Origin of the sequence: Lentilactobacillus curieae (assembly GCF_000785105.2) — a bacterium.
Lineage (GTDB): Bacteria > Bacillota > Bacilli > Lactobacillales > Lactobacillaceae > Lentilactobacillus > Lentilactobacillus curieae.
In genome coordinates this window covers 949,260-972,930 of sequence record NZ_CP018906.1, presented here as the reverse complement: position 1 = coordinate 972,930, position 23,671 = coordinate 949,260, and the positions used below count along the sequence as shown (strand labels likewise).

Here is a 23,671-nt window from a genome sequence, read left to right as displayed (position 1 = left end):
ATACTGAAGAAATGGGGAGATTTCATGGCTACAGAAAAAGTTTATACTGACTATTTTTTTGATGAACCTGCATTTAACACCCACGATGGTGGCTACATACCATTAGTTAGGCCAGACGTTGCTGAAAATAAATTAAACGTTCCAGAAATTTTGGAGCCCGATAAAGAGACTGATACAGATATGTATTACACGGTAGTGGCTCAAGAAGGTGAAACCCAATTTTTACCAGGAAAGAAAACTAAGACTTGGGGATATAACGCCAACTACCTTGGCAAATCAATTGTTTTTAAAAACGGAAAACATATTCACGTTACTTTAAAAAATGAACTACCAGAATTAACTACTTTTCATTGGCACGGACTAAATGTCCCAGGACCAATCACAGATGGTGGTTGCCATGCCCCAGTTTATCCAGGCGAAAGTAGTGAAATTGAATTTACCTGTGACCAACCAGCAGCTACCCTTTGGCTTCATGCTCATCCATGCCCATCTACTGCTGAACACGTATGGAAGGGACTTGCTACTGGCGTAATTGTTAAGGATGATGTGGAGGCCAAATTACCGCTACCAAGAAATTACGGAGTTGATGATATTCCCGTTATCTTACAAGACCGAAACTTTCATGAAAATAACCAGTTAGACTACTTGGCTGACTATGACCCAGACGGCGTTCAGGGGCCAACTGCCTTGATCAACGGAACTGTTAACCCGTACTTTGACGTTACCACTCAGCAAGTTCGCCTGCGGTTACTAGACGGAGCTAACCGGAGAGAATGGCGACTGCATTTTAGTGATGACCTTGAATTTACGCAAGTGGCCTCTGATGGCGGTATTTTACCTTCACCCGTCCACTTTACCCATTTGATGTTAACGTGTGCTGAGAGAGCTGAAATCATTGTTGATTTTGGTAAATACAAGCCCGGTGATGAAGTAACCTTGTACACAGACGACGTAGCAATTATGACTTTCAAGATTCATGAGTTTGCCCATCATGATTTAAAGCTACCTGAACACTTAGTAGATATCCCAGATCCAGAAATTACCCCTGACACCCCTGTTCACCAAGTAGCAATGTCAGGTATGGATGAGATGGTTGAAATGAATGGGAAAAAATTTGATATGCAACGGATTGATGACCGGCAAAAGCTAGGCAACGTAGAGGTGTGGAGCATTATTAACACCAACGATAAAGATAGTGGAATGTTGCACCCCTACCACATGCACGGAACCCAATTTAGAGTCATTTCCAGAAACGGCCATGCTCCTTATCCAAATGAAATGGGACTAAAAGATACAGTTAGTGTAAATCCTGGAGAAGTGGTTAAGCTTAAAGTATGGTTCACTCATCTTGGAGTGTTTATGAACCACTGCCACATCATCGAACATGAAGATGGCGGAATGATGGCCCAGTTTGAAGTTTTTGACCCAGATCAACCAAAGCAGTATAAGCTGATGGATATGGATACCTTAATGAACGCCTTTGCTAAAGAGCGCGGAGTTGATCGTAAGGATCTCAACATCCCTGGAATGGATATGTAATTCTTTTTGTTGCCAGTTAAAAATTAGTATGCTAAGATAATAGACGAATGGAAAACTTAATACGGCTGTTAGGTGAGGCTCCTATACAGAAAATGCTACTGCTCAGAAACGTCGAAAAACGCCAATGAGTCAGCTGTTCAAGTCAAAATAAGGCTTGAACTAACGTAGCTGTTAATTATTAACTACGCTGTATAGTGCTAAAACTCAACGATTGGCTGACAATGTTTATTTGCGTCGGGCCAATCTAGGTCGGGCGCTTTTTCATTCATAAAATTTGATCCACAACTTTTAATCGGAGGTGAAAGTCATGACAGCTGAATTTATTGATCCTGGAGCGTCTAAGCATCAGTCTACCATGGGAGAATCGGTCGTCATGACCTTCTCTTAAAATTGTTATCAGAGAAATTGTGATAATCGGTTTTCCCATCATCAGTTTAATATTTCTTCTTAGCTCACTGGGTGTTCATATTTCCTGCTTTTCGGCTTTGCGTTGAATGCATCACAGGGAATCTCTCGTATCCGTTGGCCCAGGACACCAGAAGAAGTATCGGGAATTCGATTAATGCAATTTCTCGGTGGTTTTGGTTATTAAGTTGTTGACGCAACTGTATCCAATCGACACAGTCGAAAAACGCTTCACCTTTTAGGAAACTAATTGGGGAGAAACGCCATTAGTCGTGGATATTGCCAATCTTTATTTAATGATAATACTGGTAATCTTGAGGGACGTACCTCCAGGAATTGGGTGGAAACCTAATTATTGAAAGTAGACTGCCAATTATCAAAAATAACATTATAAAAACACCAACGTTAATATCGTTGGTGTTTTTTTGTTTGCAATTTATTTTTTCTTAAACTCAGCAAGGTAAGCATCCGATCGTGCCTGATCAAATTCGTGCTCGGACTTACCGATTACCATAGTAGCTAGAGAGTTACCAACCACGTTAACAGCTGTCCGTCCCATATCAACTAATCTATCAATTCCGGCAATGAAAGTTAATCCCGTAACTGGAACCCCAATTGTCGAGATAGTTGCAAGTAGCACAACGAATGAGGCACCAGGAACCCCTGCCATACCCTTTGAAGTGACCATTAGAACAACTAGTAAGGTAATCTGTTGACCAAGCGACAGATGAATGTGGTAAGCCTGTGCAAGGAACAACGCAGCGATTGATTGGTAGATTGCTGAACCATCAAGGTTGAATGTGTATCCAGTTGGAATAACAAAGGACACAATTCCTTGATTAGTACCGTAATTATCCATTTTTTCAATCATTCGAGGTAAGACAGCTTCTGAACTGGCCGTTGAAAATGCCAACACAATTTCATCTTTAATTACCGTCAATAAATGGAAAATATTGAATCCAAAGATTTTAGCAACAATTCCCATGACAACAATAACAAATACAATCATCGTTCCATAAGTAATAATTACAAAGTAACCAAGTGGAATCAACGCCGAAATTCCCATTTCAGCAAGTGCAACTCCAATCAACGCACAGACACCAATTGGGGCAACGTGCATAACCCAATTAGTAACTTTGAACATAACTTCGGATACTGACTGAAGAACGTCTATTAATATCTTTCCCTTTTCTCCGATTGCGGCAATTCCTAGTCCAAAAAATACGGAGAAGAAAATAACTGGCATCATGTCACCGTTTGAAAGTGAACTAAATATATTAGTAGGAATAATTCCCATTAGTGTTTCCCAAATTCCAGAATGCTTAGCAGCTTTGGCAGTAGCCATATACTGACTAATATCTGAACTATGTAGCGAATGAATATCGATCATGGTTCCAGGATGCAATACATTAGCAACAATCATACCTAAAGCAATGGCAACTGTGGTCATTAGCTCAAAGTAAACTAATGTTTTCAAACCGACGCGGCCAAGCTTTTTTATATCGCCAATGCTTGCAATTCCGACGGTTAAACAAGATACAACAATTGGCAAAACAATCATCTGAATCAAGCTGATAAACATTGTTCCAATATTCTGCATCGTAGTGATGGCAACTTGGTTACCGTAAAATACGACTCCCAATACAATTCCTAGTCCTAGCCCGATCATAATTTGCCAGCCCAAGGACAGACGGTACTGCTTGTACTTCTTCATGATTTCTCCCATCCAATCTAAAAAATTCCATACTATATAAATATAAAACAAAAGCCCTCGATAGTAAAACTATCGAAGACTTGATTTGCGTGGCAACGTCCTACCCTTGCAGGGGGCGATCCCCCAACTACTATCGGCGTGCTGAAGCTTAACTTCTGTGTTCGGCATGGGAACAGGTGTATCCTTCAGGCTATCGCCACCACACTATTTACTTTAGAGAACTTTGTTCTCTCAAAACTAGCTAATATTAATTTTCTGCTGCCGATACTTACCATTTATTTTGGTTAAGTCCTCGACCGATTAGTATTGGTCCGCTCCGTACATCACTGCACTTCCACTTCCAACCTATCTACCTCATCATCTCTGAGGGGTCTTACTTCCATATAGGAATGGGAAATCTCATCTTGAGGCGAGTTTCACACTTAGATGCTTTCAGCGTTTATCTCATCCATACATAGCTACCCAGCGATGCGCCTGGCGGCACAACTGGTACACCAGCGGTATGTCCATCCCGGTCCTCTCGTACTAAGGACAGCTCCTCTCAAATTTCCTACGCCCGCGACGGATAGGGACCGAACTGTCTCACGACGTTCTGAACCCAGCTCGCGTACCGCTTTAATGGGCGAACAGCCCAACCCTTGGGACCGACTACAGCCCCAGGATGCGATGAGCCGACATCGAGGTGCCAAACCTCCCCGTCGATGTGGACTCTTGGGGGAGATAAGCCTGTTATCCCCAGGGTAGCTTTTATCCGTTGAGCGATGGCCCTTCCATGCGGAACCACCGGATCACTAAGCCCGACTTTCGTCCCTGCTCGACCTGTCTGTCTCGCAGTCAAGCTCCCTTCTGCCTTTACACTCTATGAATGATTTCCAACCATTCTGAGGGAACCTTTGGGCGCCTCCGTTACTGTTTGGGAGGCGACCGCCCCAGTCAAACTGCCCACCTGACACTGTCTCCCGCCACGCTTAGTGGCGCGGGTTAGAGTGTTCACACAGCGAGGGTAGTATCCCACCAACGCCTCAGTCGAAACTAGCGTTCCGACTTCATCGGCTCCTACCTATCCTGTACAAGCTGTGTCAACACCCAATATCAAGCTACAGTAAAGCTCCATGGGGTCTTTCCGTCCTGTCGCGGGTAACCTGCTTCTTCACAGGTATCTTAATTTCACCGAGTCTCTCGTTGAGACAGTGCCCAGATCGTTACGCCTTTCGTGCGGGTCGGAACTTACCCGACAAGGAATTTCGCTACCTTAGGACCGTTATAGTTACGGCCGCCGTTTACTGGGGCTTCATTTCTGGGCTTCGCCGAAGCTAACTCATCCACTTAACCTTCCAGCACCGGGCAGGCGTCAGCCCCTATACGTCATCTTACGATTTTGCAGAAACCTGTGTTTTTGATAAACAGTCGCCTGGGCCTTTTCACTGCGGCTGACCTTGCGGTCAGCACCCCTTCTCCCGAAGTTACGGGGTCATTTTGCCGAGTTCCTTAACGAGAGTTCACTCGCTCACCTTAGGATTCTCTCCTCGACTACCTGTGTCGGTTTGCGGTACGGGTAGTTGATTACTCACTAGAAGCTTTTCTCGGCAGCGTGACATCAGTCGCTTCCCTACTTAAATTTCGGTCCTCATCACTACTTGTCAACCCGCTGAGAAGCATTTGACTCCTCAACTGACTTGTAGCTTGAACGCACATTTCCAATCGTGCGCACAACTTAGCCTTCTGCGTCCCTCCATCGTTCAAACATAATCAACTAGTACAGGAATCTCAACCTGTTGTCCATCGCCTACGCCTCTCGGCCTCGGCTTAGGTCCCGACTAACCCTGGGAGGACGAGCCTTCCCCAGGAAACCTTAGTCATTCGGTGGATCAGATTCTCACTGATCTTTCGCTACTCATACCGGCATTCTCACTTCTAAGCGCTCCACCAGTCCTTACGGTCTGACTTCATTGCCCTTAGAACGCTCTCCTATCACATGACCATAAGGTCATGTCCACAGTCTCGGTAGTATGCTTAGCCCCGGTAAATTTTCGGCGCGGAATCACTCGACTAGTGAGCTATTACGCACTCTTTAAATGAGTGGCTGCTTCTAAGCCAACATCCTAGTTGTCTATGCAACTCCACATCCTTTTCCACTTAGCATACATTTAGGGACCTTAACTGGTGGTCTGGGCTGTTCCCCTTTCGACGATGGATCTTATCACTCACCGTCTGACTCCCGGATATAAATCAATGGTATTCGGAGTTTATCTGAATTTAGTAACCCATGACGGGCCCCTCATCCAAACAGTGCTCTACCTCCATGATTCTAAGTCCGAGGCTAGCCCTAAAGCTATTTCGGAGAGAACCAGCTATCTCCAAGTTCGTTTGGAATTTCACCGCTACCCACACCTCATCCCAGCACTTTTCAACGTACACGGGTTCGGCCCTCCAGTAAGTTTTACCTCACCTTCAGCCTGGACATGGGTAGATCACCTGGTTTCGGGTCTACGGCAACATACTTAAACGCCCATTTCAGACTCGCTTTCGCTGCGGCTCCGGCTTTTTCACCTTAACCTTGCATGTTACTGTAACTCGCCGGTTCATTCTACAAAAGGCACGCTATCACCCATTAACGGGCTCTAACTGCTTGTAGGCACATGGTTTCAGGAACTATTTCACTCCCCTTCCGGGGTGCTTTTCACCTTTCCCTCACGGTACTGGTTCACTATCGGTCACTAGGGAGTATTTAGCCTTGGGAGATGGTCCTCCCGGATTCCGACGACGTTTCACGTGTGTCGCCGTACTCAGGATCCTGAACTGAGGGTCATTGATTTCATCTACGGGGCTATCACCCTGTCTCGCCAATCTTCCCAGATTGTTCGATTATCAACAACTTTGGTAACTCAAATGTTCAGTCCTACAACCCCAAAGAGCAAGCTCTTTGGTTTGGGCTGTTCCCCGTTCGCTCGCCGCTACTTAGGGAATCGATTTTTCTTTCTCTTCCTGTGGGTAATTAGATGTTTCAGTTCCCCACGTCTACCTCTGATCAGCTATGTATTCACTGAACAGTAACAGTCGATTAAAACTGCTGGGTTTCCCCATTCGGAAATCTCCGGATCAAAGCTTACGTACAGCTCCCCGAAGCATATCGGTGTTAGTCCCGTCCTTCATCGGCTCCTAGTGCCAAGGCATTCACCATGCGCCCTTAATAACTTAACCTAGTATCACTTCGTGATACTCAAGTTAATTGAGTTTTACGCGAATAAAACATTTCGTTAATTTGACTCAATAAACGCGGTGTTCTCGGTTGAAATTATATTTTAAATATAATTCACTACAGAAAATTAATATTATCTAGTTTTCAAAGAACAAAATTTGAGAGTAGACCTCTCAAAACTAAACAAAACTTTCGACATGTGTAGGTTTCCGTATTATTCCTTAGAAAGGAGGTGATCCAGCCGCAGGTTCTCCTACGGCTACCTTGTTACGACTTCACCCTAATCATCTGTCCCACCTTAGGCGGCTGGCTCCAAAAGGTTACCTCACCGACTTTGGGTGTTACAAACTCTCATGGTGTGACGGGCGGTGTGTACAAGGCCCGGGAACGTATTCACCGTGGCATGCTGATCCACGATTACTAGCGATTCCAACTTCATGCAGGCGAGTTGCAGCCTGCAATCCGAACTGAGAACGGCTTTAAGAGATTAGCTTGACCTCGCGGTTTCGCGACTCGTTGTACCGTCCATTGTAGCACGTGTGTAGCCCAGGTCATAAGGGGCATGATGATTTGACGTCGTCCCCACCTTCCTCCGGTTTGTCACCGGCAGTCTTGCTAGAGTGCCCAACTAAATGCTGGCAACTAACAATAAGGGTTGCGCTCGTTGCGGGACTTAACCCAACATCTCACGACACGAGCTGACGACAACCATGCACCACCTGTCATTCCGTCCCGAAGGGAACGCCCAATCTCTTGGGTTAGCAGAAGATGTCAAGACCTGGTAAGGTTCTTCGCGTAGCATCGAATTAAACCACATGCTCCACCGCTTGTGCGGGCCCCCGTCAATTCCTTTGAGTTTCAACCTTGCGGTCGTACTCCCCAGGCGGAGTGCTTAATGCGTTAGCTGCAGCACTGAAGGGCGGAAACCCTCCAACACTTAGCACTCATCGTTTACGGCATGGACTACCAGGGTATCTAATCCTGTTCGCTACCCATGCTTTCGAGCCTCAGCGTCAGTTACAGACCAGACAGCCGCCTTCGCCACTGGTGTTCTTCCATATATCTACGCATTTCACCGCTACACATGGAGTTCCACTGTCCTCTTCTGCACTCAAGTCTCCCAGTTTCCGATGCACTTCTCCGGTTAAGCCGAAGGCTTTCACATCAGACTTAAAAGACCGCCTGCGCTCGCTTTACGCCCAATAAATCCGGACAACGCTTGCCACCTACGTATTACCGCGGCTGCTGGCACGTAGTTAGCCGTGGCTTTCTGGTTAAATACCGTCACGGTGTAAACAGTTACTCTTACACCTGTTCTTCTTTAACAACAGAGTTTTACGAGCCGAAACCCTTCTTCACTCACGCGGCGTTGCTCCATCAGACTTTCGTCCATTGTGGAAGATTCCCTACTGCTGCCTCCCGTAGGAGTTTGGGCCGTGTCTCAGTCCCAATGTGGCCGATTACCCTCTCAGGTCGGCTACGTATCATTGCCTTGGTGAGCCGTTACCTCACCAACTAGCTAATACGCCGCGGGTCCATCCTCAAGTGATAGCCGAAACCATCTTTCAAATGAAAACCATGCGGTTTTCATTGTTATACGGTATTAGCACCTGTTTCCAAGTGTTATCCCCTGCTTGAGGGCAGGTTACCCACGTGTTACTCACCAGTTCGCCACTCGTCCAAATGTTGAATCAGAATCCGTGCAAGCACTTCAACTTCATCAGCGAGGACGCGTTCGACTTGCATGTATTAGGCACGCCGCCAGCGTTCGTCCTGAGCCAGGATCAAACTCTCATTTTAAAAATGATAAGCTTGTAAGCTCATGATTATATTTGTTCTTTATCGCGAATTGACTTCGCAAATGTTTGTCTTTGATCTAACGATCAAAGGACCCTACACATTTGTTTGTCGAAAATTTTGTTCAGTTTTCAAAGGTCTACCTTGCTGACACATCTGAAATCATCCGCGATCCAACTTGCGTTGAATCGCTCAACTCCTTTTGTGTGTTGCAATTAAGCAACGAAGATTATTATATAACGTTCAAAAATCATTGTCAACAACAACTTTAATTTTTAAATTGGTATATGTCGTTCGCTCTCAATCAGCAACAGGTAATATCATATCAAGGATATCGCTGAGGGTCAACAACTTTTATAAACAAAACTCAAAAAGTTGAAAACTAATTAAGGATGAATGCAAATCAACACATTTCTCTACATTGTATGTATACTATACGTTGCATTAATAAAAAGGAGTACTGGCTCGTGACAAAAACGTACATCACACAAGCAAAACGAACCCCCATAGGAAAACTTGGTGGTCATTTATCATCATATAGTGCTGAACAACTTGGAACAATTTCCACTAAAACAGTCATCAATGCTGCCAATATTTCAACAGATCAAATAGATCAAGTTATCTTTGGAAACGCAATTCAGGCTGGTAACGGCCAAAATGTTGCCAGACAAATAGAAATTAACAGCGGCATCCCCAACACTAAGACCGCATTCACAGTCAATCAAGTTTGTGGGTCTGGCTTAAAGGCAATTCACCAAGCATACTCAGCAATTCAATTAAATGAAGCAAACAATATCATTGCTGGTGGAACGGAGAGCATGACTAACGTTCCGTTTTATAATAAACACGTTAGGTCTGGTAACAAGTTCGGTTCCATCGTCTTAGAAGATGGGCTTAACCGAGATGGCCTAAACGATTCTTTTTCTGGCCTCCCAATGGGAATGACAGCTGAAAACATCGCGGAACGTTTTCAAGTAAGCCGTGAGGAGCAAGATGAATTCGCACTAAACTCACATTTAAAAGCCCAACAGGCAGTCAACAACCATTACTTCAATCGGGAAATCATTCCTATCGGTCCAAAAGACAAGCCCATTACTCAAGACCAGGGAATCCGATTTGACACCAGTTTAGAAAAGTTGAGTAGCCTCAACCCTGTATTTAAAGAAAATGGGACTGTAACTGCTGGAAATGCAGCTGCACTTAACGATGGTGCAAGCGCACTGCTCATATCATCCGAACAATCCGTCGCAGAAAACCGGCTTACACCCTTAGCAGAGATTATCGATTACACTGAAGTGGGAATCGATCCCCAGATAATGGGATACGCCCCATATCATGCAATTTCAACCCTAATGGATAAGCTACACATGAATGTGTCAGATATTGATTTGTTTGAAATCAATGAGGCGTTTGCCTCACAAGCTTATGCAGTTAGCCGAGACCTGCACATCCCTGATATCAAACTAAACATTTCAGGGGGCGCTTTAGCATTAGGACACCCACTTGGTGATTCAGGGGCCAGAATCGTAACCACCCTCATCAATAACCTAATTCGTACAGAAAAAACGTACGGAATCGCATCACTATGTATGGGCGGTGGCATGGGAGCAGCCATTGCAATCAAAATAGTTTAATTTTTCCATTATAAAAAGAGTAGTGATTTCAATTGTCGTTGAGATCACTACTCTTTTTATGGAAGTTTAACCCGCTCTTCTATATCTAACGTATCAATAAAGCGGCTTTGATAAATCCAATAAAGCGTTAACCGCGTTTCTTTATTAACTTTACTAAAATCGTCACCAATCTCAATCCACTGGTCATCTTTTAAATAGCGAACAAACGAGCTTAGCGAATGAGCATAGCTTAAAGAATCAAAATGTTGCTGACCAACAGCGGCTAGTTTGCCAACCTGTTCGAATAATCGGTCGACCACGAAGTTAGTCTTGCTAGACAGACTAGTGTCAGTCGGTGCCAAAACAGAACCAGCGGACCAAGTCCCTTGCTTTGTCTTTCGTAGGTTAAAATCTCTCCGCTTATGAACCATTCCAATTATCTCGTTTACAAGTAAATCTTCTAACTCATTATATAGTAAGTTCAGTACCCCATAGTTAATTCTGATTGGTTCGCCAAATCTATCTATTAACGGTTCATTCCCCGCCATTACTATGGAATAGTTTAATTGATAATTATCCCTAACCTTACTTCTAGAGTGACTGTACTCGCTTAAATCAAACATGCCACACCTTGCAAATAACTCGTCAATCGATTCTGGAAAATCTAAATAGTCTTTATCACTACTTAGGCTTATATTAGGAATTCCAATCAAATTGACATTGCCTTTACTGATTACATTTGTTGAGAACCACTGCATCAAACCAACGTGAACTAAATTAATCATTGGAACCAGCTCATTCTTAATAAATCGAGCAGCCGTCTCCACCGGTGACTGATAATTAAGCTCTGCAATTAAGTTAGTAGGAATACTAAGTTCAGGTAAAAAATTCGGACCCTCATCCATGTTTAGCTCCTCAACTTGATCAACATCCAAACTTCTGGAATCAATTTCTGAAAACAAAAAATTAATAATATCTTGGGAATGCTTCAAATCCAAATTCGAGGAGTTAATACTCATTGTTGGATCGAGGTCACCCAAATGTAAATGGACATTCGTAAACCACCGCTCAATATACTGCTTGCGATCATCATCAGATAATAAATGGATTTTAGAAATCATTTGGTTAACAAAGCCCTTTTCGCCAGTGATTCCGCTCATAAAGTGAATCAACGCCGTCTGGTATCCCTGCCTAAATCTTTGTGGGTTTTCATTTTTTTGATACCACTGACTGAACAAACTGCCAGCAGCTCGGTTAACCACTACATCACTTTGTTGGCCAGTCGCCCACATTGAAACAAAGTTAAGCCTTGCCAAATCAAGCCTCTGCAAGTCAGTTAACCCAATGATGTAGCCTATCTGTGCAGACTTAGACAGTTTAAAGTCAGCCAATGAAATCCCATCAGCTAATTTTTGAATACCTGTGACAACTTGGCTATGACTTATTCGCTCATCAAAAATCCGATTTTTCGCATAAGAATTTTCTCCAAAAATCCGAGAAGTAAATATACCAATATTCCTAAAAACTTGATCACCAAATCTACTTCGTCTTTCCATATCGAATACCTCTATGTATTGTTACCTAAAATAATACCATTTAACTGGATTATGCACGGCTTTTTTATTCACAAGCTCAATTTTTGACCGTCTTACCATAATTATTTTACTATATAGTTAAGAAATGAAAGGAGGACTATCCATGAGTTTAGACAGCAAAACTGACCAAGTTAAAGGTAAAGTAAAAGAAGGCGTGGGCGAAGCAACCGGCAATGAGGACATGAAGTTAAAAGGAAAGCTCCAAGATGCTGCCGGCAAAGCTAAGGATACATTTGAAGATGCTAAGGATAAAGTTGCTGAAAAGGCAAACGACTTGTTGGACAAAAACAAGGACAAATAATCTTCGATACTCCATTATCGATCAATATATAATTACGTAATCGAAACAAGAAATTGTTTCGATTTTTTATTGAATTCTGTTGAAGTTAACGACTAACTGCTCTATAATTCATTCTTGTGTTTTTACTAATCATTTAGATTAGATTTTAACAAAGGGGTGATTCACTCATGGCAGCAACTTACTTGCGGCAAGCAACTAATGAAGACTTACCAGCAATCAAGAAGATAATTGGTGAAGCAAAAAAATATTTGAATGAACAGGGAATTGACCAGTGGCAAACTGGTTACCCAACTGATGAAGATCTGGAAACAGACATCAAATTTGGGATTACCTATGTTTTAATAATCGACAATAAAATTGCGGCCACCGCTGCCCTACATCAAGGGTTAGACGTTAGCTACTTAAAGATTCATGATGGGGAATGGATTAACGGCGTTAACGGTCGCTACACCGCTATCCACAGAATCGCAATGTCATCAGACTTTCGTGGTCAGCACCTTTCGGAAAAAATGATGACCGGTTTAATCACCATCTCAAGTGTTCTTGGATATAAGGACATTCGAATCGATACACATCCAGAAAACCTAGGAATGCAACACGTAATCACAACAAACGGTTTTGAAAAGCGTGGCGTCATTCACATGGAAGAAGAAGAGGGAGAGGCATCTCCACGTTACGCCTACCAGTTAATAATTGAGTAATCAACTAAAAATGATGTACAATGCAAGTAACTAATAGAGGAGACGACAACTATGTTGCAATCTGATGAAGCGGTAAAAATCGCGTTACTAACAATGTACATTATTGGGCTATTATTCTTACTAACTACATTTTTATTTTTAAATCACTTAAATGGTAAGCTGTGGACCCGTTTCTCAACAGGAATTGCCTCAGTGATCCTGATTATGACGATTATCCTCGTCTTTTTAATAAACGTAAAATAAAACTAGCCACAGTTATTCTCGATATTTGAGAGTCCTGTGGCTTTTATTTTCAGCAATGCAAAATCACTGCTTTTTTATCTCCGTAAGTTTATACTGGCCTTAAAAAATTGAGGTGAATAATAATGACTGAGATTAAAACTGAGTTAGATATTACCTACGACCAATACAATAACTTAAAAGTCGACATTTACCACCCAACCTCTAGTACTGATTCTAATCAACGTGCCGTAATAGCTATTCACGGTGGCGGTTGGTATCAAGGCGATAAGCATAAAGAAGCGGACTGGGCTAAGTACTTCGCAGAACACGGTTACACCGTATTTGTTCCCAACTACCGCCTGGCGCCAGACAGCATTTTCCCAGCTGCAATTGATGACATGCTACAACTTTATGACTGGATTGGAAAATCTGAATACGAATTTGATAGAAAGAAAATCGGAGCAATCGGCATGTCTGCTGGTGGTAACTTGGCCATCGAATTAGCTATTCGTAAACACATCCCCATCGCATCCTGGTCAGGAATCATCGACATTGAAAAATGGATTGCCGAAAATCAGGACGTTAAACCATCAAATTCAAATGCTCCCGATCCAAACACACCCAGTGATCAGATTGACCAAACGGGATTGGATAATGGTTACTACAAATGGTTCATTTTAAACTACGTTAAGGGTGATCCGGTATTACTAAAAAAGGCATCCCCAATATACAGGATTGACTCACAAACCGGTCCCATGTTTTTGGCAAATTCACTAAATGAATTAGTTCCAATGTCTGGAATGATGGACATATTCAACCAACTAAACTCATTTAATATCCCATCCACTCTATTGACATTAACAGGTAGCCGACATGGAAAAGCATACCTTGACGACGCCATTCAACCAACACTTACATTTTTTGATAAGTATTTAAATTAACAAAAACACGCTTCCCTGAAACAACTCAGAGAAGCGTGTTTTTTCTATATTTTTGAAAATGCAGCATCAAGGTCAGCAATCAAATCATCGGCATCTTCCAGTCCGATTGATAGTCTGATCAACTCATCCTTGATTCCCATCTTTAATCTTTCTGGTTTAGGAATTTCAAAGTGAGACATGAACGCAGGTACTTCAACTAAACTTTCAGCAGCTCCCAACGAGACCGCCAAAACGAACAAGCTCAAATTATTTACAAATTCTCGCGAATCCAGTCCCGGTTGTAATTCGAAGGATAGAACTCCACCGGCACCATTAGTTTCGTCTTTGATAATCGCGTACGCTTCTGAATCTTGATCAAGCGTTGGGTAGTTAATTTTAGCTACTTTTGGATTTGCACGTAAGTAATCAATTACTTTGTTTGTATTTTCCAAATGCCGATCCATTCTCAAATTAAGCGTCTGAATTCCTCGGCGCAAAGTGCTTGCCTCTTGAGGGGCTAAAACCGCACCAATGGAATTTTGAGTTAGATAAACTTTTTCACCGAGTTCTTTTCCCTTAGTAACAACCATTCCTGCCATGATATCAGAATGGCCTCCTAAATACTTAGTAGCTGAATGAACCACCATATCAGCCCCTAAATCAAGCGGTTGCTGAAGGTACGGTGATAAGAACGTATTATCCACGATTGTTAATGCTCCGTGAGCCTTAGCAATCTTAGAAATTTGTTTTACACTCGAAACGTGTAATAAGGGATTAGTCAGCGTTTCAAAGTAAATCGCCTTAGTCGATGGCGTAATTGCAGCCTTAACCGCATTTAAATCTCGCGTATCAACTTCAGAAAATTCAATTCCCATCGGTTTTAAGAAATCATTTACCAGTCTAAAAGTCCCACCATAAATGTTATCGCCAATCACTATGTGATCTCCGGGCTTAAAAATTGAAAGTGCCGCATGAATTGCAGCCATCCCGCTTGAAAACGCAAACCCACGGTCACCCTTTTCTAACTCAACGCAAACCATCTCGACTAACGCTCTGGTTGGATTTCCAGAGCGCTCGTAATCATATTCAACTTGTTGTCCAAGCTTAGGGTAACGATAAGTTGATGAATTATACACCGGAACATTGACTGCCCCAGTATTGTTGTCGTGAACGTCTCCTCCACGCACCAATAGGGTATTGAATTTTGTCATCTAGATCTCTCCTAACTGATAACAACTTTTGTGCCAACTGGGACATGATGATTGATCCACTTAGCATCAGGAATCGAAAGGCGAACACATCCGTGCGAATTAGCTTCTTTCCCTAACTTTTCAGCTTCAGATGGAATGTAATTACCTTTATCATCAGTTGGAACTGTGTGGAATAAGTAAATTCCGTGATCCTTAAATGATGTCCAGTACTTAGCACCTTCTCCAGACTCCTGGTTGAAAAAGAAGTCACCATGTTCAGGTTGGATTTCGTATACTCCTCTTGGAGTAGAATCATCCTTCCCAGTCGATGCGTTCATTGTATATAGAACCTTCTTTTGTGGAGAAAGAATAAAGACCCGCTGCTTTGCAATCGAAACGTGTAAGTAACGTCCGCTTTCAGCGGTGATTTTAGGGTAAGGTTTATCCTCTGAGGGCTTCCGCCAGTTAATCGCAACTGGTTGTGCCTTCGCTTTCTTTTCAGTTGTCTGATTTGTGGGCTTCTTATCCGAAGCTGAATTGTTACCACAGGCTGACAACCCAACCACGGCCAATAAAACCACTAAAAGTTGCACAATTTTTTTCATGATTTCTCCATACGTAAACATCTAATTGCTAATATATGAATATCTTACAGCAATTTTCAAACTTAACAAGGTTCGTAAACTAAGCTTTACCAATTATTCAACTGAAACTAGCTGATTACTGTCCAACAGGTATAAGTATTTATGATCTACCGGTAAGTGTAAAATTTCTCCCAAAGCCATCGCATACAGATTAATCTGACCACGATAACGATCTTCAATATCTGTCACGCTGGTTTTAGGGGTTATTTTATCAGTCTTGTAGTCAAATAGATATACTTTGCCATCAACAACTACATATCCATCAATAATTCCATGAATTAAAAGGCGTTGTTCATCATCCTGCTCAAATCCAGGGAATACATCTCCAGCATTTACTAGTAAGGAGAACGGTGCCTCTCGTTTAACTTCATCAGCATTTTCCAACACTAACTCACCCATATCTGATTCAAAAAAGTTAGTTACTTTATTTAAATCAATTAACGCTGCCACTTGGCTAGCAATTGATCCTTGTGCGATCAATCGATCTAACAAATTGGAGAAATCACCAACGGTCGGCTTAGTATGAATATCGATTTGTTGGAGCAATAGATGAGTCGCCGTTCCGACATCTGTCGGTGCTGGTTTTTCTTCATTCACTAAGAACTTAGGCGTTGGCATTTCTTTTTGAACCATTCTGTTTGCGCCAACTGTATCAACATTTAAAGTTGGATTATTCATCATTTCAAGGTTGTCTGGATCTTCAAATACTCGCTTAATTTCAGAAACAGATTGATAGGCAGTAGTTTTAACAGCTGCTTCATATGGATATTCAAAATCTAACACCCGCTTCAAGTCATCAACGCCCATCTCTGGTAACTGATCAACTTGTTTCAAAGTGTCCGTTATCCAAGAAACATCCTCGATTGGTTTAACGTTGACCGTCTTGCCATACTTTGAAATATCTTCATCAGTAATAAACTTAATATCAAACTTAGATTTATCATCAGCCAAGAATTTTCTGTCTTTTTCAATGCCGAACTCTTCAGAAACAATTGGATGACGCGAAATTGCCGGCCCAATCCAGCCCAAAAAAGTATCAACTACATTCCTAGAAGCTACTGGTAGCACCATAGAATCATCAGTGGTTTTAGCAAGCCACTTTTGAACTACGTCAGCACCATCATTAACTTTTGACACATTGCCGACTAAGTATAATTGTTGCTCAGCCCTGGTCAGAGCTACGTACAGCTTTCGCATTTCCTCGCCTAAACTGGCGTTATCTGTTATGTCATACAAAGCCCGTTTTTGGAGCGGTTCAAATAATTCACGAGTGTCATTTTTTAAGTACGTAATTCCAATACCTAGTTTATCGTTAAGAACGTATGGGCCTCGCAAATCTTGTTTATTAAACTTTTTAGAGACATCGTTTATGAAGACAATGGGGAACTGCAAGCCTTTACTACCATGAATCGTCATTACGTGAACCGCATTCTCAGTGGTAGAAGGATTAGTACTTGCTAAATCTTCGTCACGATTTTGCATCCGTTTAACAAATAAAACGAATTGAAACAGTCCCTTAAAACCGTTTCTTTCGTAGTCTTCTGCTCGTGCATACAATGCGTGTAGATTGGCTTGTCGTTGGTAACCAGACGGCATTCCACCAACATAGTCCAAAAATCCGGTTTCGGTATAGATTTTCCAAATCAACGCTACAATTCCATCTTGCTGAGCAGTATCTTTAAACTGTTTCAACTGCTTTAGCAACTTGTCAATTTTGGGATATATCTTCTTTGCATATTCAGATGGCGTCTCGTAATCATAATTATTGTAAAAAGTCTTTAAGGCTGAGTAGTAATCGCCAGTCTTTTGGTTGATTCTCAAAAATGCCAATTCATTTTCATTCAGCCCAACAATTGGAGACCTGAGCACAGAAACCAACGGGATATCCTGATATGGATTGTCCACAATTGTCAGAAGCGACATCATTACTTGAATTTCAGTAGTTTTAAAGTAATTTTTGGCACCGTTGATTTCAGCAGGGATTCCATAACGACCAAAAGCATCAGCAAGCACCAATTCACTATTATGTGTGGGAGAAATTACCGCAAAGTCACCATAGGTAACGGGACGCATCTGCTCTGTACCCTTATCGTAGATTTCAGTTTGGTCAGTTATCATCTTGTGGATTTTTTGAGCAATCACTTCTGACTGACCAGACTCCTTTCCATCTGCTTGGAAGCTATTATCGTCTCCATCAAAATCCTTTTTGTCTTGAACATTATAAAGCAGTAATTCAATCTTTGAATCTAGATCATCTGGGTAGTATTTCGCACCAAACTTGAGTTTTCCCTGATTAGCATAGTCAATATCACCGAATTCAGGATCCATAATTTGCTCAAAAATTAGGTTAGTAAAGTTGTCAATGTTCTCAGTTGATCTAAAGTTTTCAGCTAAATTAATCAGTTCATTGTCATTCTCATCCGCGTAACCCTGTTGTTTCTCAACAAACATCGTTGGGTCTGCCAAACGGAATTTGTAGATTGACTGCTTAACATCCCCCACCATAAACCGATTTTGCGGGTCAGTTGTGGCAATCTGGTTAAGAATTGCATCTTGAAGCCGGTTATTATCCTGATACTCATCGACCATAATTTCATAATATTGGTCTCGAATCTTCTTTTGAACTTCCTTGGCCTGCTCACTTTTGAGAGTCAACATTTCGTAAGCTGCTTGTTCGATATCATTAAATTCCATTAGATGGCGCTTGCGCTTTTCTTCAGCGTATGCTGACCGGAATTCAAAGACGACTTCAATTAACTTTTGAACTCTTTCCTTTGAGGATTGCATAGTCTCGATGTTAGTTTTCTCATCATTAATAAAATAGTCTTCATTGAGTGATGACACTCTATCGTGAATGTCTTTTCTAATGCCCCCTGATAATCTATGATACCGTTTCTGCTCAGCATCAGCCTTGGTCTGAATCCTAGGAATACTAGCAATTTTAAGTTCACTAAGTGCCTTACGAAAATCATCAAACGACGCTTCTTTTACTAGAGCAATTAATGAATCCAAGTGACTAACAAGTTCCACAAAAAAGGCTTCATCTTTATCAATATCTGCCGTCTGCGAATATGTAATTGCTAAATCAGCACTCATCTTCGCATTTTTTAATGTATTAATAATTTCTGGCAAAATGTACTGTTGATAAAATTCACTGCTAGCTAGGCCCGCTTCCGCGTCAACATCGTAAAAGTCAGCCGCGCTGCGTAACCATTGCTCAGGATCGTCATTTACGTTAGCAAAATCGTTCATCTTATACACAACGTCCGTTAACCCATCATCTGAGCGGTCATTACTAAAGTTTTCGGTTAGGTTTGCGAATGAGCCGTCTTCATCATCTGTATAGAGCTCTTCTCGCAGGTTATACCAAACTGAATCTCTCAGTAAAGCCAATTCCGTTTCATCAGACAAAATTCGGAAATTGGGATCAATTCCTAGCAGATAATAATAGCGAGTAATCAACTTTTGACAGTATGCGTCCATCGTCGTAATGTCTGCAACGTTCACCTTTTGTAACTGTTGTAACAGCCGCCGCTTTTTGTCTTGATTAGTTTCCTTCGAGTACAGGCTTTGGAGGGAGCTAGTTAGTCGTTCTTTCATTTCTTTAGCAGCAGCGTGGGTGAACGTTACCACTAGCAAACGGTCAACATCAACGCCACGATTTTCAACGAGGTTAATGATTCGGTCAACCAATACCCGCGTCTTACCGGAACCCGCTGAAGCGGAAACCAAGACGTTACCATTTGGTTCATCGTTAATCGCTTTTTCCTGATTTGGGGTGTAGTCCATCAGTCATTATCCTCCTTTAGTCGCTTTAATACTTCGTTTTTATCAATAGTAACGTTACGATAGTTATTCTCTGGCAATAGCGGATCAAAGTTCATGATCGACTTATACGGTGTGAACTGCATGGCAGTCATACCTGTCATCTTTACGGGATTCATTGAAACATCTCCGGTTAAAATTCGCGAACCGGCTTCTCTAATCAAGTTCTCGTTTTGGTTTAAAAATCGGTCCAACAGCTTAGGCTCAATCAACGAGTCTAACTTGCTAGGGGTACCATCCGTTCTAAACTTGACTGGTAGGAACAGCGAACTCTTCTCACCCTTGCTGAATGTTCGGTCAATTTCATTAAGTAAATCAATATCCTCAACTAAAATTCCCTTAAACGAATGATCCTTTAACAATTGTTTTTCAAAATCCCCGTTAACTTTTTGCAAATCTGATTGTTTGAACTTGGAATTCTTAATGTGTAAGTACAGTGCTCCCGCTAGTTCATTAAGTTCATCATTAGAAAGTGCCCCTAAATTTTGCCGAACAACATCAAGATAAGTTAACAATTGCATAGAAACTCCAACATAAGCCTTAGGAATTTCAAATTTACGGTCGGATGATTTGTAATCAATAACTGAGAAGTATTGCTTACCCTTTATTTCCATTGAATCAATTCGGTCAATTCGTCCACGCACCAAGATATCCTTACCGTCGCTTAAATCGTAGTGAAGCCCGGCTAAGTTACCCTGACCTGGTTGGCCAAACGTCAATTCAGTTCTTCTTGGTCTCATTGGGGTGCGTTTTTGCTGATCGCGAGTTACCTGAATCATCTGCTTAATAGTTTTCTGCAGCTGGCTCGTGATATATTTCATTCGGTTAGAACTTTGCAGGACTACATAAGCAAAATTATTGGGATCTTCCACAATTTTAGCTGTGACCTCATTTACCAACTCACTGATTGCTTGATCATCAAGCGTTTCTAAATCGATTTTTTGTTGATTTACTAACTTCATAATTTCATCAAGTGCTTCGTGGTAGAACTGGCCGGTCGACGCTGGTGACAAGTCAAACTCGTCCCGTTCTTTTAGCTTCAATCCGTATTGCAAGAAGTATTCATATGGGTTCTTATAAAAAGACTCTAGTTGAGAAATTGAAATATTTAAAGAGTCACCATATAGGCCCGTCACAATTTCCGGCTGTAACGGGGTTACAGTATTTTTGTAGTTTAAGCTAGCCAACATTCTCCCAACTAAAAACGTCATCTGCGGATCCATTTTTAGTATTCTAAGAATTTGTTGCCATTCGGCAGATAAATCACTACCAGTCTGAGCAGCACTTTGGCTTACCTGAACTAAATGATGGAGAGTGCTTTTCTTCGTTCCAATATAAGTGTCAGCGGGAGCGTTAACATCCGGAATTGCTTTAACGACTTGCTCCTTAATCTCAAAGTGCGCCGCAATTCGGCTAACGTATGGAGAAATTTTGATGTTGGTATCATCCGTCTGATCATTTGCATACGTGAATATCAGCTTTTCACTTGGTGTCATGTACGCCAAATAATTCAAAAACGGTTCAAACGCCATCTGTAGTTCGGCCGAATCGCTAACAAATTTATCATCAGGTAAAACAGCTTGTAGATGACTTACATCGTCATCCCCAAACAGGTTTGCATTAGTGGAAACTGCGGGCATATTATCATCCGTTGCCCCCATTATGAAGGTAACTTTGCGGTTTGCACTTTGAACCATTCCGGATTCAGAAACCACAACCTGGTCTAGAGTGCTGGGAACCATTGAATATTCAGAACCCGAAAATCCTGAGTACATTAAATTCCAGAACTCATCTGGAACAAATTCTGAATCACCAAGGATTGAAACACACTCATCAAGCAGAGAACAAAATGTCCGGTACACTTGGTCGATTTGATCACTTCGGCTAACATCACCATCATTCAAAGCTTGATCACGCCAGTGTTGTAATTCCGAAATTGCTCCACAACGACTTAAAAAATTAAAGAGAATCGTTGCTGCTTCCTGATTAGTCTTGGCCCGGTAAAGCCGATCAAAAAACGGTGGCAATGTGTCCTTAATCAAATGCCGAATCACGTTGATCTTTCTAGCAATTTCTTGATCCTTATCACTTAAAACCTGGTGGACATCTTCGTCAGCAATCCACTTATACTGCCAATCTTCGGGTTGAAGCCAACGATAATCCTCATAGCCATTTTTCAAAACTAGATTCTCAGTTAGCGAAACTGCATCACGGTAATCATCAATATCCATGGGTTGGCCATCGATTTGTGGTAAAACTAATTCCGATTTCAGTAACCGCATCACATCGTCATATCGATAATTCCGTTTCCGACCTGGCTGATAGATATCAAACAGGGAGGCTAAAAGTTCAACCAATGGGTGATCACTCATAGCACGCTGAATATCCTCAAAGTATGGAATTTCCGCGCCATCAAAAATGGGTTGTAAGATATTATGATAATTACTTAAGTTTCTGGTTACCACTAAAAAATCAGAGTAACGATACTGGCCACTTGCTACCATTTTGCGAATTCGGTTTGCAACTTGATCTAGTTCGGAGTAGCGGTTTCCCGCATGAACAATTTGAATTGAATCTTTATCGGTTAGTTGATCATCCGAAATTGGTCTCAATGATGAAGACTCAATCCAGTATCTTTCCAGCTTTTGCAGATCAGAATTAATCCTTGAGGCGCTAGCCTTAATCACTGGTAAGTAAGGAACTTGGTGTTCGCTGGCAAACTTATACAGTTGATTAAACACTCTTCCTGGAACATTAAAGAATTCCATTGGGTTGGGTTTATCTACTGGGTATGGTTTGTCCAGATTTAGAGAAACTAACGTTGAGCCACCTTTGGTTATCAACGTCTCGACTAATTTCAATTCTTGAGCAGTGAATCGTGAAAAACCGTTTATGTAGAAATGAAAGTGAGAGATGTCCTGGGTATCCAAATATTCACTTAGTAAGTTTAGCCCATTATGACTATCAAAATAATTTTCATTAATAACTTTTTGAAACTGGGTATAGATGATTGAAAAATCTTGAATCTTATCTTGTAAATCATTAGGTAGACTTGCAGAATCGTTTTCATAGATTCTAAACAAATCTTCTGGCATAACATTGCCAGACTGAAACTCGGTAATTTGATGAGCTAATTGATCTAAAAATCCTGGTTGGTGGACCTCTTGGTTAAAAAGAACCAGTTTATCTTCATTATCAGTAATAATTTGGTAGAGCAACATATTAATTCCAGCAGGACTTATCCTTTGCTTTTGATACTCTGGAGTATTGCGCATAAAGAACCATGCAAGCCGTGAAAACGACAACACCTGAACATTACTTTCTGCAGCAATCTTCACGTTTTCACTCAACCCTTCAATTACCCTAACTTCTGATTCAAACTTAATATGGTTAGGGACTAAATAAAAGAATTGGTCATCCGGATGAGACGACTGTTCTGTTTTAATAATATTTACGACTTCGCGCACACTGTCTTGACTGGCAGTGCTTAATAAAAATTGTAATGACATGCGTTTCACTCCCCGTTAATGCTTTAATATTAACATAATGGCAAACAAGAAATTAGCTTTCCCAGGTGAAAATTAGCCGTGCTTTTTCGTTGAAGTATATTCAAAATAGGTTATCATTAATAACGTGGATGTTAGTAGAGCACCCACATTATTTGACCAAAATGAAAGCTTTATGCTTGCATTGATCTTGTTTGAAACTGTCAGCTCTCGACGCTCTATTCGAAGCCGAAGCTTTTATGATCTACCCCCAATATATCTAAAAATTAATCTCTTATACTTAAAAGCTTCCAGACCGTATCTGGTGACTTTTTATTTTATCATTTTCAAGGATGCTTTCATGAGAAACAAATAAATTGTTGCAATATTATTTTAATCGTTTTATAATTCAAACCAATAAATAAAGTCGTTATCTAAGAAGTAGTTCCTTATCTGTGTGTCAGGAAGTTGGTGGTTGCTGCGAACCAATCAGGGTAAGGTAAACGAAATACCGGATACTA

Annotated in this window: 12 protein-coding genes, 3 rRNA genes and 1 riboswitch; of the genes, 6 read left to right on the top strand and 9 right to left on the bottom strand. The window is 41.5% G+C overall.

From position 1 onward, the window contains the following. Positions 1 to 24 precede the first annotated feature (24 nt). Complete coding sequence (locus tag PL11_RS04670) at positions 25 to 1,539, top strand: multicopper oxidase family protein (RefSeq protein WP_035167712.1); 1,515 nt, start codon at positions 25 to 27, stop codon at positions 1,537 to 1,539. Positions 1,540 to 1,596: 57 nt separating this feature from the next. Then, a riboswitch (M-box (ykoK) riboswitch) is annotated at positions 1,597 to 1,762 on the top strand. Between the two features lie 618 nt (positions 1,763 to 2,380). On the opposite strand, the gene PL11_RS04665 is transcribed toward PL11_RS04670, so the two are convergent. The 4 genes from PL11_RS04665 to PL11_RS04650 all read right to left on the bottom strand — a co-directional run bounded on the left by PL11_RS04665 (position 2,381) and on the right by PL11_RS04650 (position 8,657). Next, positions 2,381 to 3,658 carry a cation:dicarboxylate symporter family transporter gene (locus PL11_RS04665; RefSeq protein WP_035167711.1) on the bottom strand — a complete coding sequence of 426 codons (1,278 nt, stop codon included), beginning with the start codon at positions 3,656 to 3,658 and terminating at the stop codon, positions 2,381 to 2,383. Positions 3,659 to 3,745: 87 nt separating this feature from the next. After that, positions 3,746 to 3,862 (bottom strand): 5S ribosomal RNA (rrf, locus tag PL11_RS04660). 76 nt (positions 3,863 to 3,938) lie between these two features. Further along, positions 3,939 to 6,859 (bottom strand): 23S ribosomal RNA (locus PL11_RS04655). A gap of 223 nt (positions 6,860 to 7,082) precedes the next feature. Further along, a 16S ribosomal RNA gene (locus PL11_RS04650) occupies positions 7,083 to 8,657 on the bottom strand. The 16S, 23S and 5S rRNA genes sit together here, the layout of an rRNA operon. A gap of 464 nt (positions 8,658 to 9,121) precedes the next feature. On the opposite strand from PL11_RS04650, the gene PL11_RS04645 reads away from it, so the two are divergent. Continuing rightward, the gene (locus PL11_RS04645; RefSeq protein WP_035166682.1) at positions 9,122 to 10,288 is read left to right on the top strand and encodes a thiolase family protein; all 1,167 of its coding nucleotides are present in this window, start codon (positions 9,122 to 9,124) and stop codon (positions 10,286 to 10,288) included. Positions 10,289 to 10,344: 56 nt separating this feature from the next. On the opposite strand, the gene PL11_RS04640 is transcribed toward PL11_RS04645, so the two are convergent. After that, the gene (locus tag PL11_RS04640; protein WP_035166680.1) at positions 10,345 to 11,823 is read right to left on the bottom strand and encodes a hypothetical protein; all 1,479 of its coding nucleotides are present in this window, start codon (positions 11,821 to 11,823) and stop codon (positions 10,345 to 10,347) included. Positions 11,824 to 11,965: 142 nt separating this feature from the next. On the opposite strand from PL11_RS04640, the gene PL11_RS04635 reads away from it, so the two are divergent. From PL11_RS04635 to PL11_RS04620, 4 genes are all read left to right on the top strand, one after another. Beyond that, entirely contained in the window at positions 11,966 to 12,163 is a 198-nt protein-coding gene (locus PL11_RS04635; protein ID WP_237047520.1) for a CsbD family protein, read from the top strand. Between the two features lie 167 nt (positions 12,164 to 12,330). Next, the gene (locus PL11_RS04630) at positions 12,331 to 12,864 is read left to right on the top strand and encodes a GNAT family N-acetyltransferase (RefSeq protein ID WP_035166678.1); all 534 of its coding nucleotides are present in this window, start codon (positions 12,331 to 12,333) and stop codon (positions 12,862 to 12,864) included. Between the two features lie 51 nt (positions 12,865 to 12,915). Beyond that, on the top strand, positions 12,916 to 13,107 hold the full coding sequence (locus tag PL11_RS04625) for a hypothetical protein (protein ID WP_035166677.1): 192 nt from the start codon (positions 12,916 to 12,918) through the stop codon (positions 13,105 to 13,107). Positions 13,108 to 13,229: 122 nt separating this feature from the next. Further along, entirely contained in the window at positions 13,230 to 14,027 is a 798-nt protein-coding gene (locus PL11_RS04620) for an alpha/beta hydrolase fold domain-containing protein (protein WP_035166675.1), read from the top strand. A gap of 44 nt (positions 14,028 to 14,071) precedes the next feature. On the opposite strand, the gene PL11_RS04615 is transcribed toward PL11_RS04620, so the two are convergent. From PL11_RS04615 to PL11_RS04600, 4 genes are all read right to left on the bottom strand, one after another. After that, positions 14,072 to 15,217, bottom strand: a complete 1,146-nt coding sequence (locus tag PL11_RS04615) for a trans-sulfuration enzyme family protein (RefSeq protein WP_035166673.1) — start codon at positions 15,215 to 15,217, stop codon at positions 14,072 to 14,074. Between the two features lie 11 nt (positions 15,218 to 15,228). Further along, positions 15,229 to 15,801, bottom strand: a complete 573-nt coding sequence (locus PL11_RS04610) for a L,D-transpeptidase family protein (RefSeq protein ID WP_035166672.1) — start codon at positions 15,799 to 15,801, stop codon at positions 15,229 to 15,231. Between the two features lie 93 nt (positions 15,802 to 15,894). After that, complete coding sequence (gene addA, locus PL11_RS04605; protein WP_035166670.1) at positions 15,895 to 19,629, bottom strand: helicase-exonuclease AddAB subunit AddA; 3,735 nt, start codon at positions 19,627 to 19,629, stop codon at positions 15,895 to 15,897. Further along, positions 19,629 to 23,174 (bottom strand): PD-(D/E)XK nuclease family protein, encoded by a 3,546-nt coding sequence (locus tag PL11_RS04600; RefSeq protein WP_035166668.1) that lies wholly within the window; start codon positions 23,172 to 23,174, stop codon positions 19,629 to 19,631. Before PL11_RS04600 ends, addA begins: the two co-directional genes overlap by 1 nt. Positions 23,175 to 23,671 lie beyond the last annotated feature (497 nt).